General features: G+C 36.6%; 23 protein-coding genes and 1 tRNA gene. 4 read left to right on the plus strand and 20 right to left on the minus strand.

The window, feature by feature from the left end:
- The first annotated feature begins 12 nt into the window (after positions 1-12).
- A complete protein-coding gene (gene rsgA / locus T432_RS0100780) occupies positions 13-933 on the plus strand; it encodes a ribosome small subunit-dependent GTPase A (RefSeq protein ID WP_028883772.1) in 921 nt (306 codons plus the stop codon).
- Here the strand turns inward: rsgA and rplS are convergent, their stop codons facing one another.
- The 12 genes from rplS to ung form a co-directional block, all read right to left on the minus strand.
- Positions 934-1,314, minus strand: coding sequence for a 50S ribosomal protein L19 (gene rplS, locus T432_RS0100785; RefSeq protein WP_028883773.1), 381 nt, complete (start codon positions 1,312-1,314; stop codon positions 934-936). It abuts the gene before it with no gap.
- 416 nt (positions 1,315-1,730) lie between these two features.
- Positions 1,731-2,141, minus strand: coding sequence for a DUF192 domain-containing protein (locus tag T432_RS0100795; RefSeq protein ID WP_028883774.1), 411 nt, complete (start codon positions 2,139-2,141; stop codon positions 1,731-1,733).
- 4 nt (positions 2,142-2,145) lie between these two features.
- A complete protein-coding gene (locus T432_RS0100800; RefSeq protein WP_248646248.1) occupies positions 2,146-2,874 on the minus strand; it encodes a type II secretion system F family protein in 729 nt (242 codons plus the stop codon).
- Between the two features lie 71 nt (positions 2,875-2,945).
- A complete protein-coding gene (locus T432_RS0100805; RefSeq protein WP_028883776.1) occupies positions 2,946-3,791 on the minus strand; it encodes a type II secretion system F family protein in 846 nt (281 codons plus the stop codon).
- Between the two features lie 2 nt (positions 3,792-3,793).
- Complete coding sequence (locus T432_RS0100810; protein WP_014111448.1) at positions 3,794-5,383, minus strand: TadA family conjugal transfer-associated ATPase; 1,590 nt, start codon at positions 5,381-5,383, stop codon at positions 3,794-3,796.
- Positions 5,380-6,891 (minus strand): type II and III secretion system protein family protein, encoded by a 1,512-nt coding sequence (locus tag T432_RS0100815; protein WP_028883777.1) that lies wholly within the window; start codon positions 6,889-6,891, stop codon positions 5,380-5,382. Before T432_RS0100815 ends, T432_RS0100810 begins: the two co-directional genes overlap by 4 nt.
- A complete protein-coding gene (gene cpaB, locus T432_RS0100820) occupies positions 6,881-7,861 on the minus strand; it encodes a Flp pilus assembly protein CpaB (RefSeq protein WP_028883778.1) in 981 nt (326 codons plus the stop codon). Before cpaB ends, T432_RS0100815 begins: the two co-directional genes overlap by 11 nt.
- A gap of 8 nt (positions 7,862-7,869) precedes the next feature.
- A complete protein-coding gene (locus T432_RS0100825) occupies positions 7,870-8,547 on the minus strand; it encodes a hypothetical protein (RefSeq protein WP_028883779.1) in 678 nt (225 codons plus the stop codon).
- Positions 8,534-9,154, minus strand: coding sequence for a hypothetical protein (locus tag T432_RS0100830; protein WP_248646249.1), 621 nt, complete (start codon positions 9,152-9,154; stop codon positions 8,534-8,536). Before T432_RS0100830 ends, T432_RS0100825 begins: the two co-directional genes overlap by 14 nt.
- A 2-nt stretch (positions 9,155-9,156) precedes the next feature.
- The gene (locus T432_RS0100835; RefSeq protein ID WP_028883781.1) at positions 9,157-10,431 is read right to left on the minus strand and encodes a Tad domain-containing protein; all 1,275 of its coding nucleotides are present in this window, start codon (positions 10,429-10,431) and stop codon (positions 9,157-9,159) included.
- Positions 10,431-10,742, minus strand: a complete 312-nt coding sequence (locus T432_RS07845) for a Flp family type IVb pilin (RefSeq protein ID WP_014111442.1) — start codon at positions 10,740-10,742, stop codon at positions 10,431-10,433. The genes T432_RS0100835 and T432_RS07845 overlap by 1 nt, the downstream gene beginning before the upstream one ends.
- 87 nt (positions 10,743-10,829) lie before the next feature.
- Positions 10,830-11,507 carry a uracil-DNA glycosylase gene (ung, locus tag T432_RS0100845; RefSeq protein WP_044970983.1) on the minus strand — a complete coding sequence of 226 codons (678 nt, stop codon included), beginning with the start codon at positions 11,505-11,507 and terminating at the stop codon, positions 10,830-10,832.
- A 34-nt stretch (positions 11,508-11,541) separates the two neighbouring features.
- Here ung and T432_RS0100850 point away from each other — a divergent pair.
- Positions 11,542-11,618, plus strand: a tRNA-Val gene (locus T432_RS0100850).
- A 5-nt stretch (positions 11,619-11,623) separates the two neighbouring features.
- A complete protein-coding gene (locus tag T432_RS0100855; RefSeq protein WP_028883784.1) occupies positions 11,624-12,238 on the plus strand; it encodes a tetratricopeptide repeat protein in 615 nt (204 codons plus the stop codon).
- A 9-nt stretch (positions 12,239-12,247) separates the two neighbouring features.
- On the opposite strand, the gene rpoD is transcribed toward T432_RS0100855, so the two are convergent.
- Positions 12,248-14,569 carry an RNA polymerase sigma factor RpoD gene (gene rpoD / locus T432_RS0100860; protein WP_028883785.1) on the minus strand — a complete coding sequence of 774 codons (2,322 nt, stop codon included), beginning with the start codon at positions 14,567-14,569 and terminating at the stop codon, positions 12,248-12,250.
- On the opposite strand from rpoD, the gene T432_RS08620 reads away from it, so the two are divergent.
- Entirely contained in the window at positions 14,535-15,059 is a 525-nt protein-coding gene (locus tag T432_RS08620; protein ID WP_028883786.1) for a hypothetical protein, read from the plus strand. The two genes, rpoD and T432_RS08620, sit on opposite strands and share 35 nt — an antisense overlap.
- On the opposite strand, the gene dnaG is transcribed toward T432_RS08620, so the two are convergent.
- The 7 genes from dnaG to hflX all read right to left on the minus strand — a co-directional run bounded on the left by dnaG (position 15,056) and on the right by hflX (position 22,453).
- Positions 15,056-16,837 carry a DNA primase gene (gene dnaG / locus T432_RS0100870; RefSeq protein ID WP_028883787.1) on the minus strand — a complete coding sequence of 594 codons (1,782 nt, stop codon included), beginning with the start codon at positions 16,835-16,837 and terminating at the stop codon, positions 15,056-15,058. The two genes, T432_RS08620 and dnaG, sit on opposite strands and share 4 nt — an antisense overlap.
- Before the next feature lie 86 nt (positions 16,838-16,923).
- Positions 16,924-17,136 (minus strand): 30S ribosomal protein S21, encoded by a 213-nt coding sequence (gene rpsU, locus T432_RS0100875; RefSeq protein ID WP_013522669.1) that lies wholly within the window; start codon positions 17,134-17,136, stop codon positions 16,924-16,926.
- A 171-nt stretch (positions 17,137-17,307) separates the two neighbouring features.
- A complete protein-coding gene (locus tag T432_RS0100880; RefSeq protein ID WP_014111437.1) occupies positions 17,308-17,859 on the minus strand; it encodes a phosphoribosyltransferase in 552 nt (183 codons plus the stop codon).
- A 2-nt stretch (positions 17,860-17,861) separates the two neighbouring features.
- The gene (locus tag T432_RS0100885; RefSeq protein WP_028883788.1) at positions 17,862-19,151 is read right to left on the minus strand and encodes an adenylosuccinate synthase; all 1,290 of its coding nucleotides are present in this window, start codon (positions 19,149-19,151) and stop codon (positions 17,862-17,864) included.
- Between the two features lie 9 nt (positions 19,152-19,160).
- Entirely contained in the window at positions 19,161-20,042 is an 882-nt protein-coding gene (gene hflC / locus T432_RS0100890) for a protease modulator HflC (RefSeq protein ID WP_015551660.1), read from the minus strand.
- A gap of 11 nt (positions 20,043-20,053) precedes the next feature.
- Positions 20,054-21,373 (minus strand): FtsH protease activity modulator HflK, encoded by a 1,320-nt coding sequence (gene hflK, locus T432_RS0100895; protein ID WP_028883789.1) that lies wholly within the window; start codon positions 21,371-21,373, stop codon positions 20,054-20,056.
- A gap of 12 nt (positions 21,374-21,385) precedes the next feature.
- Positions 21,386-22,453, minus strand: a complete 1,068-nt coding sequence (gene hflX / locus T432_RS0100900) for a GTPase HflX (RefSeq protein ID WP_028883790.1) — start codon at positions 22,451-22,453, stop codon at positions 21,386-21,388.
- Positions 22,454-22,457 lie beyond the last annotated feature (4 nt).

Here is a 22,457-nt window from a genome sequence, read left to right on the forward strand (position 1 = left end):
ATATTTTAAGCGATGAAAATGGATAATGCCATTGAGGCTCAAGTCATATCTGCATTTGGTAAAAACTTTAAAGTAAAAGCCAAATTCGAAGGTGTTGAGCAAATTTTTCATTGCTATGTTAAAGGTAAAAAATCAGGAATTTGTGTAGGTGATTTTGTTGATCTTGAATTTCCTGAGGGTGCTGATTCCGAGGAAGCGGTCATATCTAATATTCATGATAGACGAAATCTTTTATATCGCTCGGATGATATGCGATCTAAACTATTTGCATCCAATATAGATGTACTTGCAATAGTAGTAGGTGTTGAGCCTGAATTTAGTACTGATTTACTAGGCCGCTCAATAATTGCTGCATTTAGCGAAGGGATAAATCCGTTAATCATTCTAAATAAAATCGATCTAGATGGGGTTGATACCATTAGAGAGAAGCTATCTTTATATAAAAACTTAGGAATTGATATTGTAGAAACATCAAAAAAAGCCCCTAAATCTGTTATCGAATCTTTAAAGCCTTATTTTGAAGGAAAAACATCTATATTGTTTGGACAAAGTGGAATGGGCAAATCAAGTTTACTTAATATTCTTGTAAAAGAGGCTTCAGCTTTTACACAAGAACATTCGAAGGCTTTAGGTAGCGGTAAGCATACTACCACCTCAACTCAGATGTATGAAATCTCGGATTTTGAAGGACGAATTATAGACTCACCTGGATTTCAATCATTCGGTCTTAAACACTTAAATCAAGATGAACTTTTAGATGGATTTCCAGAATTTAAAGAATTTGTTGGAAATTGTAGGTTTTATAACTGCCAACACTTAAATGAGCCTAACTGCTCTTTGTTGGAGGCAAAAGATGCAAAGAAAATCAGCCAAGAGAGATATGATTTATATACCCGCATCTTGGCTGAAATTAATGCTCCTGAGAGATATTAATTAATTACTATCAGTAGCTTTTCTTACTAGTTTCTCTTTAATACGAGCAGCTTTACCTGAACGATTGCGTAAGTAGTAAAGTTTTGCACGACGCACAGCACCACGACGTTTAACTTCGATAGATGCAATTTGAGGAGAATATAGTTGGAATGTACGCTCTACAGCTTCACCTGATGAAATTTTACGTACAATAAAAGCTGAATTTAATCCACGGTTTCTTTTAGCGATTACGACACCTTCATAGGCCTGAACACGTTTGCGGTTACCCTCTACTACGTTCACATTTACTACTACAGTATCGCCTGGAGCAAATTCAACTACTGGCTTATCGCCTGTAAGACGAGCAATTTCTTCTTGCTCTAAAGTTTGTAATAAGTTCATTTTTTATCCCTTAATCATCATTTATGGGTATGTTTTTCTAAAATTTTAAAATTACCCCATGTAATCTTTTAACCCTTAAAGAGGATGATAAACCATATATTTTAATTAGTTTTTATATTAAATTCAATAATTTATACCCAAAATAACCACACTCGGCACACTGTAAATATTTACAGCAGTTTTAAAAAAATCAGTTGATATTAATACTGTAAAGATGTACAGTATTAAAACACTGTTAATCCATACAGGGTTTAAAATGACTGATTTAAATTACAAGAAAAAATCGCTTAAAACTACTTCTAATTTTGGTAGATTTCTACATAAATATGAAGATTTTTTGATTATAGCTTTGTGGGCTTGTGTCATCCCAGGCATACATTATGGAACTAAATTATGTATAAGTATTTTGGCCTACATTAACTCTTAGTTTTTAATATTGCTCTTACTAAATTAATGATTTCTGCATTCTCTAAGCAGAACCCAGCACCCCAAACACCCACAAAATCCGACTCCATTTGGGTGTGCTTACTGGCATATGGGGGACCCTCGATTGCATAACTAGCAGACGTACAAATCAGGGTCCTCCATGGAGCTAGTTTGTTTTTTTCTTTAACTATATTTAGTTCTTTATTTAAAAAAATTACTCTAATAGACTCTGTCATTCCAAAAGTATGTATGGCATTGCAATTTTCAAATATAAGAAAATCAAAATTCCTTCCTTTTGACCTACCCATCATACCAACCAATCTTTCTTTAAAAGAAGTGGCCAGAGCTATACGGAGAACATTGCCACCTAAACAAAAGCTATATACTCTTTTAAAGTTCATAAAACTACCAACTTTCCGCAATCTGCATAAATACAGGAAATAAAAGCACAATAAATGTACAAGGAAATATAAAAAACACTAAAGGAAAAAGCATTTTTACGGGTGCTTCAAAAGCTAATTTTTCTGCCATTAGATATCTTTGTTTTCTTATATAAGTAGCTTGAGATCTAAATGCACTAGCTAGTTGTAAGCCAAGTTGATCTGCTTGCTTTATATTATTAACCCACTGGCGTACGACTGGTAGGTCGGATCTTTCAGCCATATCCTCAAGAGCATCAATTCTTGCTTTCCCTGCCTGCATCTCTCGGATAGTAAAATTCAACTCATCTTTAAGCACGCCATTAGGAATAGAATTTAAAGCATACTGCAAGCTCATCGTAAAGTTTTGTCCTGAAGATAAACTTACGCTTAAAACGTCCAAAAAGAAAGGAAAAATTTCAGCTAATTCTGTTCTACGTCTTGATATATATCGTTTTATATAGGCTTTTGGCCATAGTAAGGTGACAAATACCAAAATAGCAATCGAGTAAAGAAATATCAATGACAATCCAGACAAAAGCACCCATAGAGCCAGGAGTAATTCAAGCATAATCACTACCGTATCTATACCAACGAGTTTTTCTGGAGACCATTTCGAACTTAGTCCAGAGCGATCAAGAGATATATTTAATCCTGCCCCAAATTGCCAACCCAGTAATTTCAAAACTTTAGAGCCAATACCGCTAAGACTCATATCTCCTATTAGAACAACGAATAATGCGGCTAAGCAAAAGAGGCCCATCAAAATAGTTAAGGACATCCACATCATACGACCTTTATCTTCATGAGCTTACGCATTGTTAAAACACCGCCTACTTCCATCAGAAAAATAAGAAACAAAGCAAAGTAACCATATTTGTTTTTGAAAAAGTAGTCCGTTAAATCAGGGGCAACATCTGTCAATACCAAAAGAAGGAATATGGGTAGCAAAGACATAATCCAAGATTGCATTCTGCTTTGGCTAGTCAGGGCATCTATCTTTTTTAATAAAAGATTATTTTCACGCATATTATTTGAAAGAAGTTCCAACATAGAAGCTAAATTCCCGCCTGTCTTATACGAAATTTTGACTAAGGTGACAAACTGGCTCATATTCATTGAAGGGTTTCTTATTTGTAGGTCTGTCAGACTTTCCTCTATGGTGCTTCCTAATCTTATTTGATGTAAAAAAAGTCCAAATTCTTGTGAAATAGGTTTTTCGCTTGTCTCATTTATTAACTTAATCGAATGTTGAAGGCCTGCACCAGATCTCAAGGCATTTGAAAGGGAAAGCAGGAAATCTGGAAATTGGTGAATTAGCTTTTTCTGTCTTTTTCGAATTAGCATTTTGGCAGCAAATGGTGGGATAAATAACACTGCGACTGAAACGATAGCCGCCAATAACCACGATCCGCTTAATAAAATTAGAACTAAGCCTAAAGCTACAGCCATGACAGCAGCCATTGTCCAAATTTTGCCACTTGGAATTAGTATGAAGCTTTCCCAAAGACTCTGACCTATCGATACATCGAATGTCTTTTTGTATTTCTCTAAGTATTTTGATCCGATTGTAAATAGAACTGCAAACAGAAATACAAGAGATATCGCCAATATAAAAATAAAGTATTCCATATTTATATAAACATAGTCTGAGGAATGGGTTGACCATTTTCACGAAGAATTTCAAATGATGAAGGCATCAATCCTGAATAAGAAAATGTATTTGTGGCTTTCTTATAGGTGTAAAGCTCCTGAAGCTGAATAATGCCCGAATCCACGCCACCCACTTCAACAATGCTAGAAACAATGCGGCGTCCATCGTTTAGTCTTGTGAGTTGAACAATAAAATCTACACTACTGGCAATGTGCTCTCGTATCGCCGCTAATGGCAATTCCATAGACGCCATAAGAATCATAGTTTCAAGTCTATTAAGAGCTTCTCGTGGACTGTTTGCATGCAATGTTGATAAACTGCCCTCATGTCCAGTGTTCATGGCAGAAAGCATATCAAAGGCCTCAGCCCCCCTACACTCTCCAACAACTATCCTATCGGGACGCATTCTAAGTGCATTTCGAAGTAAATCTCGAATCGTAACCTGCCCCTGCCCCTCAGCATTAGCTGGTCGTGCTTCTAGACTAACTGTGTGAGGATGCTGTAATTGAAGTTCTGCTGCATCTTCAATCGTAATAAGCCTCTCTGAGTGAGGAATGGCCGCTGTCAAAATATTTAATACAGTAGTTTTACCAGTGCCTGTACCACCAGAAATTAGAATATTCATCTTATTGAGAACAGCAAAATTCAAAAAACTTGCCATCTCGGAAGTCAATGTTCCTTTTTCAATCAAAGCCTTTACACCAAGAATTTTCTTTGAAAATTTACGTATGTTTATGCTTGCACCTTTTAAGGCAATAGGCGGTATTACGGCATTTACACGTGAACCATCCTTAAGTCTTGCATCTACCATAGGCGAATTTTCATCGATTCTTCGACCCAAAGGTGAAACGATCCTATCTATTACACTTAAAACAGCAGACTCTCCTGAAAAGGACACATCTGTTCTTTGTAATCTCCCACTCCTCTCAACATATATATCTTTATGAGAGTTGACCATAATCTCACTTACTTCTTCATCTTTGAGCAAATCCTCTAAAGGCCCCAAACCAAACGCCTCATCAATAACAAGTTTTTTAAGCTCCTCTTTATTAAACGATGAAAATCTCTCAGTTCCTTCTTCAATTATTTGGTCTAAAACTTCATCGGCTCTTTGTCGTAATTCATTTGTGGAACCGTGAGTAGATTTGAGCTTTCGTAAATCCATCGCAGAAATTAATTCTCCATGTAGGATTCGCAGAATATTATTTGGAACTTGTTCTCTCGCAGTACTTATCGGTTCTACTTTAGGATTTGTCTCTAATCTAGAGATTTGCTCTTTCTTAGGAACTTGTAAGACCTTCATTTTTGTAGGTCCAATTATTATTTCGTCTCCAATTTTTAATTTCTGCTGCGTTTGAATTTTTCTGCCATTTAAAAATACGCCTAGTAACGAGTAGTTATCGCTGATAAAAGCAAATCCATCGTCTCTTGTTATGGTGGCGTGATGTTTAGATACCCTCCATGATTTAATTACAAGATCGTTTTCTTCTCCTTTTCCTATTTTTATTGGAGGTGGCAATATAACCTTTTTCTTCGTCCCGTTTTCATACGTAACATCTAGTTCAATCATCTTCGTCGCCCCCTTGATTTTCTTCGGCTAACTCGTTTATTTTTTTTAGGAAATTTCATTTTTGTGGGCTTTGGACCTTCTAAATATCTATCTGGAAATGGTCTTGTTAAGGGTATTCGTGCCACTGGTGGCAAATAATGCGTTTTAGATTGCATTTTTATATATTTAATTTTTTTGGTATTAGGTTTGAAATGTCTTTCTGCATCAGCCTCAATTGGAATATTTAAAATTGGTTTTTGCTCAAATGAAGAATCCAAAATAGTCTTCGTCCTATGAACACGTCTTTGCATAGTCTTGTCGTTTGGTTTTACTACATAAGGCCTAACTATAATTACAAGCTCAGTTTCATTATTTTGAAAATTCCTTGATTTGAATAATTCACCTAGGATGGGAGTTTCTGCAATACCAGGAAGTTTAGACATACTCTGCATCTGATCTCTTGATATGAACCCAGAGATAACTATAGGTTCACCAGACTTAGAATTAAATTCTGTAGATGTTCGTCTAGTTTTTAAAGCAGGACCACCATTTAGATTCATAGATGTATCTACGGCACTAACTTCAACATTTATTTTTGATCTGATTGTTCCATCTCTTTGAATAATTGGTGTGATATTTAAACTAACACCATAAGGTTTAAAAACTGTTTGTGTTTGCCCCTTATCATCAATCATCGTATAAGGAACTTCACCACCAGCTAGAAATTCTGCAGTAGTACCATTTCTTGCTGTCAATTGCGGTTGTGCTAAAACTACTGCTTGCCCCTCAACAGCCATCGCATTTATACTTGCATTCAAGAAAGCATTAATCCCACCAAATAAAGCTGGATTGACAATGGCATTTGCGTTAGAAAGAGAAGAAGCCAATAAGTTACTCCTATATGCTGATGCTTTAGTACCCGAAGAGCCCTCAAAGGTAAGGCCTAACTGCACGCCACCTTCAGCCGAAGTGCCCCATTTAAGCCCCAGTTGCTGCACAAACTGTCGCGGAAGCTCGACAATTTGTACATCTATCATAAGCATCTCATCCCACCCAACTTGGCTCGACATATCGATAATTTGCGGATAGTGCTTAGTTAGTTGCACAACCTTCTGTCTGTCAAAATCAGAAAGCTTATCGCCTTCAACAATCACCTTATCGGCTATTATCGAAGTTCGTACATTTGGAATTTTTCGCAAAATCTTCTGTATATCTTGAAGCATTTTGTTTTGATTCGCAGACTCGATAAGCACTCTATAGCTATTGCTTGTTCCATTTTTATCCCACACTTGAAGCGTAGTAAACCCTTCGCTTAATCCAAATAAAACGAGTTCTTTATCGTCACTGGTAGTTGCGTTTAAAAGCTTACTGTTCCCAACTGCAACTCTACCAATACTCTGAAAATTAAGTACCTCAATTTGCCCAATTTCCATTTTTATGGATTTTGCTTTCTGTGACACTTGAGCCTGTACAACACTTACAGCCCCTAATAAAAGGCCTACAAGTACATTTTTAAATCTACTCCTCATTTTCAAGATCCTCCTCTTTTGATGAGATATTTTGATCCTGAGGGGTTGCTATCTCTGTTTTTTTAGAGTTTTCACTAATCCATGCACTCACAATATCTTTTTGGCCTGGAAGTTCAATCAAAGCCTGTTGCAAGAGTTCTTCTTTTGTTGGTGTTTGCTCTACATCAGCCTGAGCTATTTCGCTCATTTTCTTTGTACCCTGATCTCCGTAAATAACAGAGGCTTTTTTCCTAACAATTGGCCCACTGGTGGCAATGCCCAAGATACTCGCCAAATCTCCTTTTACACCTTTCTGGCTTGCTTCCTTATCATCTGGGTTTCTTAAGAAAGCCGTAATAACGCCATCCTGCCGTGCAGCCACTAATTTGGCTGCTTCTTCTGGCGAGGTATCCAAAGTAACTGTTGAAAACTCTCTTTCGGTTCCATCGTTTGTTAACTTTGATTCTTTGTCTGTTGCTAAAACCAAAACCCCTTGCAGCAATGGAGCTGTAATATCACGATTCTTATATTTAAAAGATACATATAGATCAATCAAATCTCCTGGCACTATCAATCCAGAGACCGAATTAATCGTATCCACTGGCATGGTCACTGCTCTTCGTCCCAACCCAACCTTTTCAGAAAATGGCCTTCTGCTAATAGTGCTCGTATGAGCCCATAGAACTGGATCACCTGCCATCAATGGACTAGTTATAACCTTCCCTTCAATTCTCTCAAATTCATCAGGACTTAAACTATCACTACTAATCCATGTTTCAGGAATCTTTCGTACGGCTAATACCGCTGAATCTATTGAAGTACCAACACTTAAATCATGAGCTGCAACAATTCTCGGCACCATGACCTGTCTATGATTTGCTTCAATTTGCGATATTTTCTCTTTCATATATTTACTTGCAGAGAATGTGGCCAGTAGCCCCGCCCCTACTGCAAATCCAAAGATATACCAAGACTTTTTTATCCGAATCATAGGTGCACCTAATTTGTCATTTTTCCGACCGACAAATATTTTCGGTCTCGAATTCTGAACATTCCTACAAATAAAGTATCGTTAGATGAATTAATCTTTCTTTGCCAAACCGATAGGTCTTTATGTGGCAATGTTTTCTTGTACTTCTCCAACCATCCACTTGAAGCCAGATATTCAAAGTAATTTTTCATATTTTTCTCTCCATTAATTTCATAGACATAAATTTCATATTGATTCGATACACTGCTAAATAGAATTTCAAAGTCTGGTAAGAAATCTTTTTTTTTAGTAGTTGATTTGCTAATTTGATTTGTTATGCGACTTAAATAAACACTTTTAAGATTGCTGTTCTGATCAATCTTTTTTTCATAATCTGTAATAAGAAGTATTTCTGAAAGTGAGTTCTCTGGTGAGATAAGAAATAAATCACTGTCTATGGCATGAATTTCTATATCTTTATCTAAAACAATATCTAGAATTTGGTTTAAAGATTTATCTAAATCAATTTCAAAGACACTTAAAGCAATTCCATTTTGAGACGATTTAAGTTTTAGTTCTGACTTTGTGACACTAGACTCTAACCACTTAATTTCATCTATGGTTCTGGAATACGCCGTACTTATAAGCAATAAAAGGCTTATGAATGACAAAAGAAGAGTTATAAAAAAATGTTTAATTAAAGACATTTAGCAACCCCTTTTTGTGATTACTTGGTATTTCTCCAATCCATTCTTTATAAGAATCAAACCCAGGAAGAGTTCTTTTAAGTGGCTTATCAACTGGACTTAATAAAGAGTTCGATTTTTTTGCTAATGACTGTGTTTTTGAATTTTCTTTTTTCCACGCAGTATTACTCTGAGACGATCTGTTATGTGCTAATTTGGCATTGATTTCATACTCAGTATCAAAGATTAATTTTGCTTCTTCCTCTAAAACCAAGCTTGAGATAAGAAACTTTCTTTTCGCTTTATCAACGATTTTTTTCTGACTTATGGAGTTAATTATTCCCTTATCATCGATTTGCCACTCGTTTCTTAATATTTCTGATTTAGCTAAATCTTGTCCAGGCTGGGCATTTGAGGTGAGTTTTTTTATGTTGCTATAGCTTGAGTCATAAATACTTTTTGCTCCCTCTCCAAGTCTAATGGCGTATTGAAAAGCCATATACCTACTCTCATTTTGAAGAGATTGCTTATCATTTGCCAACTTACCTATGAAAGGAATTCCAATAAAAAACAGTGACATAACAATTAAAAACACAAAGCTTTCTACTAAAGCCTGACCCCTTCGCATTCTTATTTCCATTGCCTTAACCTCGCTAGCCAATTCGGATGCCATAAATTTGGGTACTCATCATCTCTCCTAAACTGAGCAAAATACGCTTCAGCTGCTGATATAGCTTCTACCGAATGCCCCAAAACATCACTATCTCTAATGCTTAATCTAAAAAAAGAACTTTTTTTGTTCTTTTTTGTAATATCAACAAAAGGTACTAAACCTCCAGAAGTCCATTTCAAGCCTTGTTTTAAAGCATATGAATTTGCCAAACCATTTTCTGAAGTATCGAAAATATTCCATCCAGAAGTTTTCTCATCAATCCATTTGATAAAGGTTATTGCTGAAAAATCAGATGGAGGATCCTTAACATGAGGTAAATTATCACCAATGTGACTGGTGTCATGCTCTGCATATCCCCATCCCATCGGATATTCGCGGTAATAGCATGAGAGTTTCAATCTCTTCCTCAATGAATGAAAGCTTTGTGTGTCAATGGATTCCCAATCACCATTTTTATTTAAAGTTGTTTCTCCTCGACGAATTAGTCGATGTCTTAGGGTTGGGCATTTCTTATAAACTGGAGTTAACCGACTACTTTTTAAGAAATATCTAGGTTTAAGAAATTTGTATTTCTTACTTACATTGCGAACGAAATTTAAATATTCCCCTTTAGGGTTAAAAACACTTGAAATATCTTCGTTTTCTATATTTTCAAGTTTCCAAGAAATACTTTTTAATTCTGAAGGGCTAAAGTTAGCTTCAATTACTTCCTTAATTGCCTGACGCCTCATATCTAATTGGGTTTCGTGTATGGCAATGCTTGTTTTATATAAAACTTCATTAATAACTTTTTGATGTTTTTCAAATTGAGCTTTTAAATCCTGAATTTGGGCACTAGCTCCGACTTGGGCTTTTTTTCCTGCTATATAAGCTTGCGAATATTTAGAGCCAAAAAAACGATTAATTAATTCAGATTGCGGGTTTCGTTTCGTGACTCGCTTACCCATATTTTGGCCCCACTGTACCCATGAGCCTTGTGTAATTAAGTGTGCTAAAGCGATTTGATTTGCCGTTTGTGCAAGATTGATATAGCTTTGCATATTAAGAGCTCGTGCATGGGCTACAGCTCCTGAATATGAAGCAAGATCAACAACATGTATTAATTTTGTTCGCTTAGAAATGATCTGACCATTTCTATACATACCAAGAAAACTGAGAATAACAATGGCAATCAATGCAAGGCCAAGCACCAAGACTTGACCTTTGCGATTGCCCAAAGGCAATTCAAACATTATCTGCCACCAGCCTGCTTAGCATTACCCGTGAAAGTTTTAAGTGACTTAGCAGAAGTTTGAGATTCTGCTTTTTTCGCCGCAGTTTGAGCTTTTTTCGATTGAGCAGTACCATCCTCTCCTGCAATCTCTTTGGCCATAGCAGCAGTTTGAGAGCGAATTACTTGACCAAATAGCTGATAGACTGCAATTGCTGCAACAGATACTAAAGCGACGATAATAATGTATTCGGTCATACCTTGACCTAAACGCCGCTTAAGACTCTGTTTTTTTACGAGAGGTTTTTGTGGATTTTGTAAAACAATTTGCATAGTAGTCTCCTGTTAAAAAGGTGACTACAGTTTGAATTATTTATTGAACACTGCCAATTCGTAACAATGATGATGGATAAAAATGTCCTACTCCAAAGACCAGTCAATGGCTTGCTTATTATGTGCTTCAAGGTAAGTATTAGCCTTAGCAAAATGCATATTACCAAGAAAACCACGATAAGCCGATAATGGCGATGGATGCTGGCTTTCAAGAATTAGGTGTTTATGGTTATCTAGTAGCGGAGACTTAGCTTTGGCATTGCCACCCCAAAGCAAAAAAACTACATTCTCACATTCGGAATTAATTTTTAATATGGCATTTTTTGTGAATATTTCCCAACCAAAACCTTTATGCGAATTTGGTTTGCCCCGCTCTACAGTAAGCACATCATTCAAAAGCATAACGCCCTGAGAAGCCCATTTTTCAAGGCATCCGTGAGTAGGTAAAACAAAGTTTGGGATGGATTGCTGAAGTTCTTGAAAAATATTTTTTAATGAAGGTGGCAATGCTACCCCTTTCTGCACCGAAAACGCTAATCCATGCGCTTGGCCATCATTAAAATATGGATCTTGACCCAGAATAACGACTTTTATTTGATCGAGGGCAGTTAGCTTGAAAGCTGAAAATACGCTCTCCTCAGGCGGATAGACAATGCACTTCTGTCTTGCTTGCTCGATGTTGCGAAGAAGAGACTTGAAATAGGGTTTTGTCATTTCTTCGTAAAAAAAACTTTGCCAACTAGGATGGATTTTATTGATATTCATAGATGTTTTACAATACAATACCAATCTATTTTACAGGCGGTTAGCTCAGCTGGTTAGAGCGCTACGTTGACATCGTAGAGGTCGCTGGTTCGATTCCAGTATCGCCTACCAATTAAATGTCCAAATTCTTCAAAAAGTTTTTAAAAGTTATAACTGATTTTGCTATGGCTGAGCCTCATGGTTTAGAGGCCCTAGACTACAATATGGAGGAACTTTGTGAGCAAGCTACTAAGGGTGATCCTAAAGCTCAGTATTCACTTGGCCTAGCATATTTATCAGGGCATTATTTTCGCAAAGATGAAGAAACTGGTTTAAAGTGGCTGGTCCTCTCAGCGAATCAATACTATGTTCCAGCTGAAAGTAAACTCTCTCAGATACTATTGTCAGATGCAGCAAAACATCCCAAATCTGAATTAGCTGAACAAATCGCAAATTGGGCCGAAAATGCTGCTTATCGTAATGATTCCAGTGCAAAGGGAGTGTGGGGGTATATGCTCTTAGAGGGCATTGGCACTGAATCTAAACCTAAAGAAGCCATACATTTTTTAAAACAAGCAGCAGATGAGGGCATTGTTAAAGCACAGTACTTGATGGGCACTCTTTACAATGAAGGGAAAAAAGTGGAGAGAAACGTGAGCATTGCCACACAATACTTAGAAGCATCGAGTCAAAAGGGCTATGAACCCGCATCTAGACTTTTAGAAGAAATAAAAAAGGGTCAGAAAGACTGACCCAAAAAATTAATTATTTTCCAAGAAGCTTCTAAGCTTATCTGCTCGACTAGGATGTTTTAGCTTGCGTATCGCTTTAGCTTCGATTTGACGTATTCTTTCACGTGTAACATCAAACTGCTTACCTACTTCTTCGAGGGTTTGATCTGAACTCATACCAATACCAAAGCGCATGCGAAGAACTTTACCTTCTCTCTGGGTAAGTGAGTTAATTACTTCATCAAATACTTCTGTCATAGAGCGTTGTAAAGCGGCCTCTTCTGGAGATAGGGTCGATGTATCTTCAATAAAGTCTCCAAGATGTGAATCATCATCATCTCCAATCGGAGTTTCCATAGAAATAGGATCTTTAGATATTTTGAGAATTTTGCGAATTTTCTCAATTGGCATATCCATTTTTTCAGCAAGCATAGCTGAATCTGGCTCCACACCAGTCTCTTGAAGTATTTGACGGGTTATACGATTGATTTTGTTAATTGTCTCAATCATATGAACTGGAATACGGATAATTCTCGCTTGGTCGGCAATGGATCTGGTAATAGCTTGACGAATCCACCATGTTGCGTATGTTGAAAATTTATAACCGCGACGATATTCAAATTTATCCACCGCTTTCATCAAGCCGATATTTCCTTCTTGGATTAAGTCCAAGAATTGCAACCCACGATTAGTATATTTCTTAGCAATTGAAATAACCAAACGTAAGTTTGCTTCAATCATTTCGTGTTTAGCTTTTTTCGCTTTAGCTTCGCCATTTACCATGCGTTTATTAACGTTTTTAAGCTCCTTAATAGGAAGGATAACTTCTTTTTCTAGATCAATGAACTTCTGCTGAATTTCATGAATATCAGGAACAGATCTCTCAAGTTTTTCAGCATATTTAGGTTTTTTCTTAAGCTCAGAATTTACCCAATCCAAATTAGTTTCATTTCCAGGGAATGAATCAATAAAGTGCTCACGAGGCATACCTACCTTGTCCACGCAAACTTTAAGCATATCTTTTTCTAAAGAACGTACTCTTTCAATTTGCTTGCGAAGTTTCTCAGCTAATTTTTCTACCATTTTGGCGGTGAATCTCACACCTGATATTTCATCGTGAATTTCTTGATTAGCCTTGTTATATGCAGGAGATTGGAAACGACCTTTTTCGTATTCCTTCATCATCTTATCGTAGGCTTTTTGAACTCGATCAAATTTAGCTAATGACTCTTCACGTAATTTTTCAATTTGACCGCTACTCATGCCACCTGTTTGAGCTTCTTCAGTATCTTCATCTGTATCTGATGCACCAGAGCCAGCATACTCTTCGCCATCATCGGTCATAAGACCATCAACAATTTCTTCAATCTGAGCTTTACCCTCTTTAACTTTTTGAATATGTTCGAGAATTTCATGAATTGTCGTAGGTGAAGATGCAATAGCCATAACCATATGTTTAAGGCCCTCTTCAATCATTTTCGCAATTTCAATCTCTTTAGATCTATTCAATAATTCGATTGAACCCATCTCACGCATATACATACGTACTGGGTCTGTAGTACGACCAAAGTCAGAGTCCACTGTTGTTAATGCAACCTCAGCTTCATCGTCCACATCATCGTCATCGTTGATATTTGACGGCTCGGCTAGAATGAGATCCTCAGCATTAGGTGCTTCTTCATATACTGGAATGCCCATATCACCGAGTGTGGTGACCATAGACTCCATCTGTTCTGTATCAACGATATCATCAGATAGAACATCGTTAATTTCTGCATATGTAAGATAGCCCTGATCTCTACCTTGCTTAATTAAAGAACGAATAAGTTGACGCCTTTCTTCGTCTATAATTTTTTTGTTTTCTGCTCTACTACGTGAGCCTTTAGCTCCTCTGGCAACGGACTCGTCTATATCATCTATATTTTCTGAATCATCATCTGATGGATCTACTAAATCCAAATCGTCAGCATTTTTTGATTGAGCTTTAGGGGCATTTTTACTACCAGGCTTACGACCGCGACGAGATATTTTAGGCATGAAATCGTCGTCTTCATTAGTAATAGCTAATAAATCATCAATATCGGAACTACTTACAGTTTGACGTGTCGGTTTTGGTGTAGATTGCTTTTTAGTTGATTTCACAACTTCAGATTTAGTCTTAGATGCCGATGTTTTATTTGATTGTTTAGCGGTACGAGTTTTAGCTTTAGCAGCAGATTTTGAAGCTGCTGTTTTAGATGTTGCTTTAACAACTGTTTTAGGCGTGCTCTTAGCAGCAGTTTTAGAACTTACTTTAGTTACGCCCTTACTAGTTTGTTTGGTTGGGGCTTTAGAAGCAGTTTTAGAAGCCACTTTTGAAGCTGATTTTGAAGTCGATTTTGAAGCCGCTCTAGTAGTAGATTTAGTGTTGGCTTTGGCCACTGATTTACTAGCAGTAGATTTAGAAGTAGTTGATCTAGTACTTGATTTTGATGTAGCAGCTTTAGTAGCAGGCTTTGTAGCGGCTTTAGTCATAGATTTAGCTGCAGGCTTAGAGGCAACAGCCTTCGTTTTAGAACTTGCTGATTTAGAAGCAACGGTTTTAGTTGAAGTTTTAACAGCAGGCTTTGATGTGACCGCCTTAGTTTTAGTGTTAACTCGCTTACTAGTGGTTTTAGGGACGGCCTTAGATGCTGACTTCACTGCAGCTGCTATAGGTGCAGTTTTCTTAGTCGCAGTCGCTGAAGTCTTTGTATTAGTAGCTTTAGTAGAAACTTTAGAACTCTCTTTTTTAACTTGCTTTTTCACGCTTAGACCTTATCCCTTAACTAAAAAATTAACTAATTATTATAACGTAAATTAATGATTTTTAAGAAAATTAAATCGCTGACTAAGGCCTTGTAATAGCAGAGTTTTTTTCGAGTCATCCATATCTTTATTACTAGCCAATTTCTGTATTTGACTATCCAGTAATTCCAATTCAACTTTGATTAGAATACTTTGAAGCAAACTTTCAGAATTTTCGTCCTCGATTTCATCGAATTCATTAGAAATAATACTCTCAAGAACTATTTTTAAATCAGAGCTGATTTCATTTATATTGAACAATTGACTAAAAACTTCAATATTGTGCTTACGAATCAAAGTGATTAATTCATAGACTAATCTATATTTGGGGAGTAGATTTAAAAATACAAGTACATTTGAGGAAATTTTGTTGGTGATAGACGGTTTCATTGCCACCAACTTAATAAATTTTCGCTCCAAAGATTCAACTTGTTTTCTAACCTTAGGTTGAGAAAATGAACGTTTAGAAATCTGTGCAGGAAAAGTTTTTTTTGCCCCCTCAAAATCAATGCCCAAATCTTTTAAAAACTCCTCATGAGTTAGCTGCAAAAGACTAGCTATCTCCCTCTCAATCTGAGTTTTCATAGCAGATTTGCGAACATTTCTAAGCATAGGACGCACAAAGTTAATACAACTAGCTCTGCCTTCGGCCTCATATAGCCTAAACCTACTTTTGAGCTCATTTAACCAAAATTTGGTCAGCGATAATGAAGATTCAATAAATTTTGTAAACTTGGATCTACCAAACTCTCGTATATACGAGTCAGGGTCATGATCACTAGGTAGAAATAAAAATCTAAGCTCATGCCTCTCATCTAAAACCAGCAAAGACTCGTTTAATGCTTTCCATGCCGCATTCTTTCCCGCTTCATCTCCATCAAAACAAAAAATAATTTTTGATGTATATCTGTATAACTTACGTAGATGAGATTGACTTGTTGCTGTACCTAAGGTGGCAACGGCAAAGTCTATTCCATGTTGATTCAGGGAAATAACATCCATATACCCTTCTACAACAAGTGCTTTTTTGCTTGTGTTTATACCTTTTTTATTTTCAAAAAGGCCATAGAGTTCATCGCTTTTATGAAAAACTTCAGTCTCAGGTGAATTAAGATATTTCGGTTTCTCATCCCCTAATGTGCGACCGCCAAAACCTATAATTTGCCCTCTATCATTAAGTATAGGAAACATGACTCGATTTCTAAATCTATCATATTTACTTGAATCTTCTTTTTGAATTACCAAACCCACATCTACCAAAATTTTATCGTCGTAGTTTGGAAATTTATGGGCTAGGTTTCTATATTCTGAGCCACTCCATCCGATTCCGAATTTTTTAATAGTTTCATCACTCAATCCCCTTTTTTCTATATATGACTTAGCTTCATGACTTTTCGCAAACATATCTATATAAAAACTTTGTGCTTGCCTTAAACATTCATACATAAGCTCCTGTTTAGTTTTGGCTGAATTTCTCTCTTGTATCTGTTGTGGTGTTAATTTTGAATATGATGGAATTGGAATGCCTAATCGCTTAGCCAAGAATTCTTGAGCCTCTCTAAATGTCATGTGATTATGTTTCATTAAAAATGAGATAACGTTTCCCCCTGCATGACATCCAAAACAATGGAAATACTGACCAGTAGTATTTATTTTGAATGAGGGTGATTTCTCATTATGAAATGGACATAGACCAGAGTATCCCGAGCCATCTTTTTTTAGCTGAACATATTCACCAATAACACTAACAATATCAGTTTTCTCAATAAGCTCGTTAGTAAAAGTATCCGACATAATAAAGACAAAAAAAGCAGCTAGTTAGAAAACTTAGCTGCTATATGAAATTTATAAGGTACTAAGTGTACCGATATGATAACAAATTAGTACAAGCGTGGAGGTAGCTGCTGACTACGGATACGTTTGTGATGACGTTTTACTGCGGCAGCATGTTTACGTTTACGCTCTGTTGTTGGTTTTTCGTAAAACTCTCTAGCACGAAGATCTGTTAATAAACCAGTTTTTTCGATGGTGCGTTTAAAACGACGTAGAGCTGATTCGAATTGTTCATTTTCCTTAAGGCGAACACTAGGCATATAAATTAAAATTCCTTAAATTAATAAATAGTTGATTCAAAAGCTAAAAAAGCCCAACAAAAAAATTTCACCACCTAAAATTGCTGGGTAATTCAAAATTTATAAAGTTTATTATTATAATTTCAAATCTTGTTTAGAGTCAATAGCTTACGACAAGTTGTATCTTAAAAACTACTTAGCTGAACTACCTTTTCTAATCCATGCCTCTAACTGATGAGGACGAATAGAGTCATATTCCTCAAAGGGTTGATGAATCCAAGGATTGTTAGGAAGTTTATCTATGTAGTAATCAGGGGTTATGCTAGAGTGACCCTTAAACCATAATACAGCAGATTTCATCTCCTCAATATTAGGAAACTCCTTTTTCAAATGTTCCTGAACTTTACTAAAAGTGAGTCCAGTATCAACCATATCATCTACTAGCAAAACCTTACCTTGTAAAGTACCCTTAGTTATAGTTATAAATTTCGCAATATCAAGTTGTCCTTGAACAGTGCCAGCAGCCTCACGGTACGAGCTTGTTGCTAATATTCCTAATGGAACATCAAAAATTCTAGACAAAACATCGCCCACTCTTACCCCACCACGTGCTAAACAAATAATTTGGTCAAATTTCCAGCCAGATTTGTAAACTTCAAAAGCTAATTTTTCTATAAGATGATTATATTCATCCCAAGAAACCCATAAATCAGTATCTGTACTTTCAGGAAGATTAGAACTCATATCTATTCCAAGGGATTTTTAATCATAATAGTTTCATTTCGATCAGGACCAGTAGAAATCATAGCAATATGAACTCCACTAACTTCTTCCATGCATTTGAGGTATTTTTTTGCATTAGAAGGTAAGTCATCGTAATTAGTTACGCCTTTAGTTGATTCATTCCATCCAGGTAACATCTCAATAATAGGTTTAACTTTAGATACTTTGGAAGCTCCATAAGGAAGAACATCTATTGTTTTACCCTCAAATTCGTAACCAACGCAAATACCTACTTCCTTGAGTCCATCTAAAACATCAAGCTTTGTAACGCATAGACCTGAAATACCATTAAATATAGCGCTTCTTTTTAATGCAACGGCATCAAACCAACCACAACGTCGAGGTCTTCCAGTCACCGAACCAAACTCCTGTCCAACAGAGGCAATATGAGAACCTAATTCGTCAGTAAGTTCTGTTGGAAATGGTCCTGAACCAACTCTAGTGGTATACGCTTTGGTGATACCCAAAATATAATTCAGATGCTGGGGACCTATACCAGCCCCAGCGGAAGCCGTTCCTGCGGCACAATTACTACTAGTGACAAATGGATAAGTTCCATGGTCAATATCCAAAAGAGAACCTTGAGCACCTTCAAAAAGAAAATTTTTTCCTTCTTTAAGATGATTGTATAAATCATAAGAAACATCAGAAACCATTGGTTTAAGTTCTTTTGCCCAGTCCTTAAGTTGAGCTAAAAGGTCTTCAAAAACAATTTCATCCAGCTGGTATCTTTCTTTCAGAATAAAGTTATGAAGACTTAGAACAGATTTCAGTTTCTTTTCAAGTACTTCTTCATCATATAAGTCTTGAATACGAAGAGCTCTACGGGCAACTTTGTCCTCATAAGCGGGGCCAATGCCCCTACCTGTTGTGCCTATTTTGTTTTCGCCCCTGGCTAGCTCCCTGGCTTGATCAATAGCAATATGATATGGCAATACTAACGTAGCCGCCTCGGATATGTGTAATCGAGATCTAACTTCAACTCCCGCATCTTCTAATTCGGCTATTTCAGACAATACTGCTTCTGGGCTTAGTACTACACCATTTCCTATAAAACATTGAGTTTTAGGATGCATAATCCCAGATGGAATTAATCGCAAAATAGTTTTTTTGCCGTTTATCCATAGAGTGTGACCCGCATTATGACCGCCCTGGAATCTAACAACACCAAAGACGTTTTCAGAGAGCCAGTCGACTATTTTACCTTTTCCCTCATCGCCCCATTGAGTTCCAATTACAACAACATTTTTCATATGCTCACCTTAATTAGAACTTCCTCGACTAGGTTGTTTTAGATATTTGAAGAAATCTGAGCTTGGGTCAATAACCATCAAATCTTTATTGGATGTAAAACTGTTTTTATAAGCATTTAAGCTGTTATAGAAACTATAGAATTCAGGGTTTTTTCCGTAAGCTTTTGCATAAATTTCAGTAGCAATAGCATCCCCTGTACCTTTAGTTATTTCGGCATCGGCCTGTGCTTTAGCTATGATTTCTTTAACTTGTCGGTCTGCGTCAGCTCTGATTTTTTCAGATTCAGCAAAACCATTTGCTCGAAGACTATTGGCTTCTTCTTTACGTTCAGCTTGCATACGGTTATAAACTGAATCAGAGACTTCTTGAGAAAACTCAATTCTTTTAAGCCTTACATCTACAACTTGTATTCCAAGAGGTTTAGCTCTTTCCTCAACATTCTTAAGAATTTCAGCCATCACAACATCACGCTCTTGTGAGATAACTGCACGAACTGTTCTAGTGTTAACTGAAGCATTTAGGGCATCTCTAATCTGAGCACCTAAACGTGATTGAGCATTTTCCGCATTTGGTCCAAATGAAATATAAAATCTCAAAGGATCATTAATTTTCCACTTAATATAAGAGTCAATAATCAGATTTTTCTTCTCTGAAGTTTGGATACGCTCTGTATCACCAGATTCAATAGTTTGAATTCGCTTATCTAGATATATAACGTTTTGAAATGGTGATGGCCATTTAAAATGCAAACCAGGTTCACTAATGGTTCTTTGCCATTCACCTAATTTAAAAACAAGTGCATAATCTCGCTCTCCCACAATAAATAAGGTAGAAGAGATAAACCAAGCTAAAACAGCTAAAAATATAATTCCTAATATAGACCGATTCATACTTCCCCCCTCTACTGATGGCGATTACGGTTTAAAACACGTGATCGATTGTTTTGTAATTGCTCATTACTTTGGGTGCGTACCTGATCAGTAATTGTATTTTGCATGGAATCCCCTGAGACTACATACTCTTCCCTATTTGTTTGGCTATTTATAGTGTTTGAGCTAGGTAATTTATCAATAGGCAAATACAGAAGTGGAGAATTATTTTTTGAATCAACAAAAATCTTAGGGGTGGATTGAAGAAGACTTTCCATAGCAGTCAAATACATCCTCTCGCGAGTAATTTCGGGAGCATTAGAATATTCAGTTTCAATCTTAGAAAAGCGATCTGCTTCACCAGTAGCTTTTTGCGTTACTACTGCTTTGTAACCTTCCGCTTCTTGCTGAATACGAGATGCCCGACCGTGAGCTTCAGGAATTACCTTACTAGCATAAGCATAACCTTCGTTTTTTTGACGTTCATAGTCTTGTCCAGCTTTAATCGCATCTTCAAATGCTGCCTGAACTTGTTCTGGAGGTTGTACATTTTGGATGGCAACAGTTATGACTTCAATACCTGTCTTATAGCGGTCAAGAATTTGTTGCATAAGTTTTCTGACATCAATCGCAGCCTGAGTACGACTTTCGTAAAGGATTTTATTCATAGATTGCTTACCTACAATCTCTCTCATAGCTGTCTCTGCTGCTTGCCTTACAGATTCATCTGGTGCACGAGTCTCAAATAAATAGTTAGCTGCTGGACTATTTTTTCCATTCGAACCTTGCATATCAGCTTTAAGACGATATTGGACATCAAATTGAACATCCACAATATTTTCGTCCTCAGTAAGCATTAAAGCTTCTGGCAATACTTTATTTCTCGCATTATCCCTATATCCAACTGAAAAGGATCTAACACGTGAAATATCAACTATCTCTACAGATTCTATAGGTGTAGGAATATGCCATTGAAAACCAGGAGCTACAGTTCTAGAATACTTCCCAAACTGAGTAACTACCCCTACTTGACCCTCTCTAACAATATAAAATCCACTAATTAGCCAAGCTATAAGTAAACCAATAATAATTACAAAAAGACCAATTTTTGAAAAAATTCTGTTCGGCTTTTTAGGTCCACGAGGTGGAGTCTGCCCAAAACCCTTACGATTTTTTGAATCCTTATCAAAAATTCCTCTTAGTTTATTAGCTAATTCGCCAAACACCTGATCAAGTTCTGGTGGAGAATCATCACTTGAAGGTGGCTGTTTAGGCCTATCTTTTGAATTGTCGGAGGGCTGTCCTTTGCCCCAATCAGGATCATTTAGATTCATGATTTTATTATCTTTCAATGGATATATTCCCTATAAATTATTTTTAAATTCAGCGATTGCATCGCGTAGCAAATTAATGCCATCGCGTGTTTTAGAACTAACAAAAATTCGTTTTATTTTACCTTGTTCATCTCTCTCTATTCTAGGTTCTTGTTTCAATAAATCAATTTTGTTATAGATTAGAAAAGTAGGAATCTCATCGGCATTTATTTCCTTCAAAACCTTATTAACTTCTGCAATTTGTTCATCCCTTTGTGGATTTGATGCATCCACAACATGAAATAATAAATCTGCATGTATAGTTTCTTCAAGAGTCGCTTTAAAAGCGGCTATTAACGTAGTAGGTAAATCTCGGATAAATCCTACAGTATCCGAAACTGTAACTTGTCCCACATCTTCTATCCAAATTCTTCTTGTAGTAGTATCAAGAGTCGCAAATAGTTGATCGGCTTCATACGTACCTGCACGTGTCAATGCATTAAATAATGTTGATTTTCCTGCATTCGTATATCCCACAAGAGATACAGAGAGCATATTTGATCTGGCTCTAGCCCGCCGTTGAGTAAGCCTCTGAGTGTCTAGCTTAGATAGTCTCTCTTTTAATGCCTTTACCTTATCTCCAATCATTCGCCTGTCCATCTCTAATTGAGATTCACCTGGTCCCCGCATACCAATACCCCCTCTTTGTCGCTCCAAGTGGGTCCATAGTCTAGTTAGTCGTGTAATCAAATGTTGAAGTTGAGCAAGTTCTACTTGAAGCTTACCCTCGTGGCTTTTTGCTCTGAGAGCAAATATATCTAAAATAAGCGTAACTCTATCTATAACGCGAAGATTGAAAGCCCTCTCTAAATTTCTTTGCTGAGCTGGGCTTAAAGCCCGATCAAAAAGGATAATATCAGGTTTTAAAGTGGCAATGCGTTCGACTATTTCTTCAACCTTCCCGCTTCCAATAAAATATTTTGCATCTGGTTTATCCCGTTTAGCAACTACTGTTTCAAGGATTTCAGCTCCAGCACCTGTAGCCAACATTTCAAACTCGCTTAAATGAGAGTCGAAATTAGGGTCATTAAAGTTTACGCTGATAACAACTGCTTTCATTAAA

Origin of the sequence: Taylorella asinigenitalis ATCC 700933 (assembly GCF_000687755.1) — a bacterium.
GTDB classification, from domain to species: Bacteria; Pseudomonadota; Gammaproteobacteria; order Burkholderiales; family Burkholderiaceae_B; genus Taylorella; species Taylorella asinigenitalis.

Bases quoted from the DNA above. Each gene is read 5' to 3' on its own strand.
- rsgA (WP_028883772.1), top strand. From the start codon at position 13: ATGAAAATGGATAATGCCATTGAGGCTCAAGTCATATCTGCATTTGGT.
- rplS (WP_028883773.1), bottom strand. From the start codon at position 1,314: ATGAACTTATTACAAACTTTAGAGCAAGAAGAAATTGCTCGTCTTACA.
- T432_RS0100795 (WP_028883774.1), bottom strand. From the start codon at position 2,141: ATGAACTTTAAAAGAGTATATAGCTTTTGTTTAGGTGGCAATGTTCTC.
- T432_RS0100800 (WP_248646248.1), bottom strand. From the start codon at position 2,874: ATGAGTCTTAGCGGTATTGGCTCTAAAGTTTTGAAATTACTGGGTTGG.
- T432_RS0100805 (WP_028883776.1), bottom strand. From the start codon at position 3,791: ATGGAATACTTTATTTTTATATTGGCGATATCTCTTGTATTTCTGTTT.
- T432_RS0100810 (WP_014111448.1), bottom strand. From the start codon at position 5,383: ATGATTGAACTAGATGTTACGTATGAAAACGGGACGAAGAAAAAGGTT.
- T432_RS0100815 (WP_028883777.1), bottom strand. From the start codon at position 6,891: ATGAGGAGTAGATTTAAAAATGTACTTGTAGGCCTTTTATTAGGGGCT.
- cpaB (WP_028883778.1), bottom strand. From the start codon at position 7,861: ATGATTCGGATAAAAAAGTCTTGGTATATCTTTGGATTTGCAGTAGGG.
- T432_RS0100825 (WP_028883779.1), bottom strand. From the start codon at position 8,547: ATGTCTTTAATTAAACATTTTTTTATAACTCTTCTTTTGTCATTCATA.
- T432_RS0100830 (WP_248646249.1), bottom strand. From the start codon at position 9,154: ATGCGAAGGGGTCAGGCTTTAGTAGAAAGCTTTGTGTTTTTAATTGTT.
- T432_RS0100835 (WP_028883781.1), bottom strand. From the start codon at position 10,431: ATGTTTGAATTGCCTTTGGGCAATCGCAAAGGTCAAGTCTTGGTGCTT.
- T432_RS07845 (WP_014111442.1), bottom strand. From the start codon at position 10,742: ATGCAAATTGTTTTACAAAATCCACAAAAACCTCTCGTAAAAAAACAG.
- ung (WP_044970983.1), bottom strand. From the start codon at position 11,507: ATGAATATCAATAAAATCCATCCTAGTTGGCAAAGTTTTTTTTACGAA.
- T432_RS0100855 (WP_028883784.1), top strand. From the start codon at position 11,624: ATGTCCAAATTCTTCAAAAAGTTTTTAAAAGTTATAACTGATTTTGCT.
- dnaG (WP_028883787.1), bottom strand. From the start codon at position 16,837: ATGTCGGATACTTTTACTAACGAGCTTATTGAGAAAACTGATATTGTT.
- rpsU (WP_013522669.1), bottom strand. From the start codon at position 17,136: ATGCCTAGTGTTCGCCTTAAGGAAAATGAACAATTCGAATCAGCTCTA.
- T432_RS0100880 (WP_014111437.1), bottom strand. From the start codon at position 17,859: ATGAGTTCTAATCTTCCTGAAAGTACAGATACTGATTTATGGGTTTCT.
- T432_RS0100885 (WP_028883788.1), bottom strand. From the start codon at position 19,151: ATGAAAAATGTTGTTGTAATTGGAACTCAATGGGGCGATGAGGGAAAA.
- hflC (WP_015551660.1), bottom strand. From the start codon at position 20,042: ATGAATCGGTCTATATTAGGAATTATATTTTTAGCTGTTTTAGCTTGG.
- hflX (WP_028883790.1), bottom strand. From the start codon at position 22,453: ATGAAAGCAGTTGTTATCAGCGTAAACTTTAATGACCCTAATTTCGAC.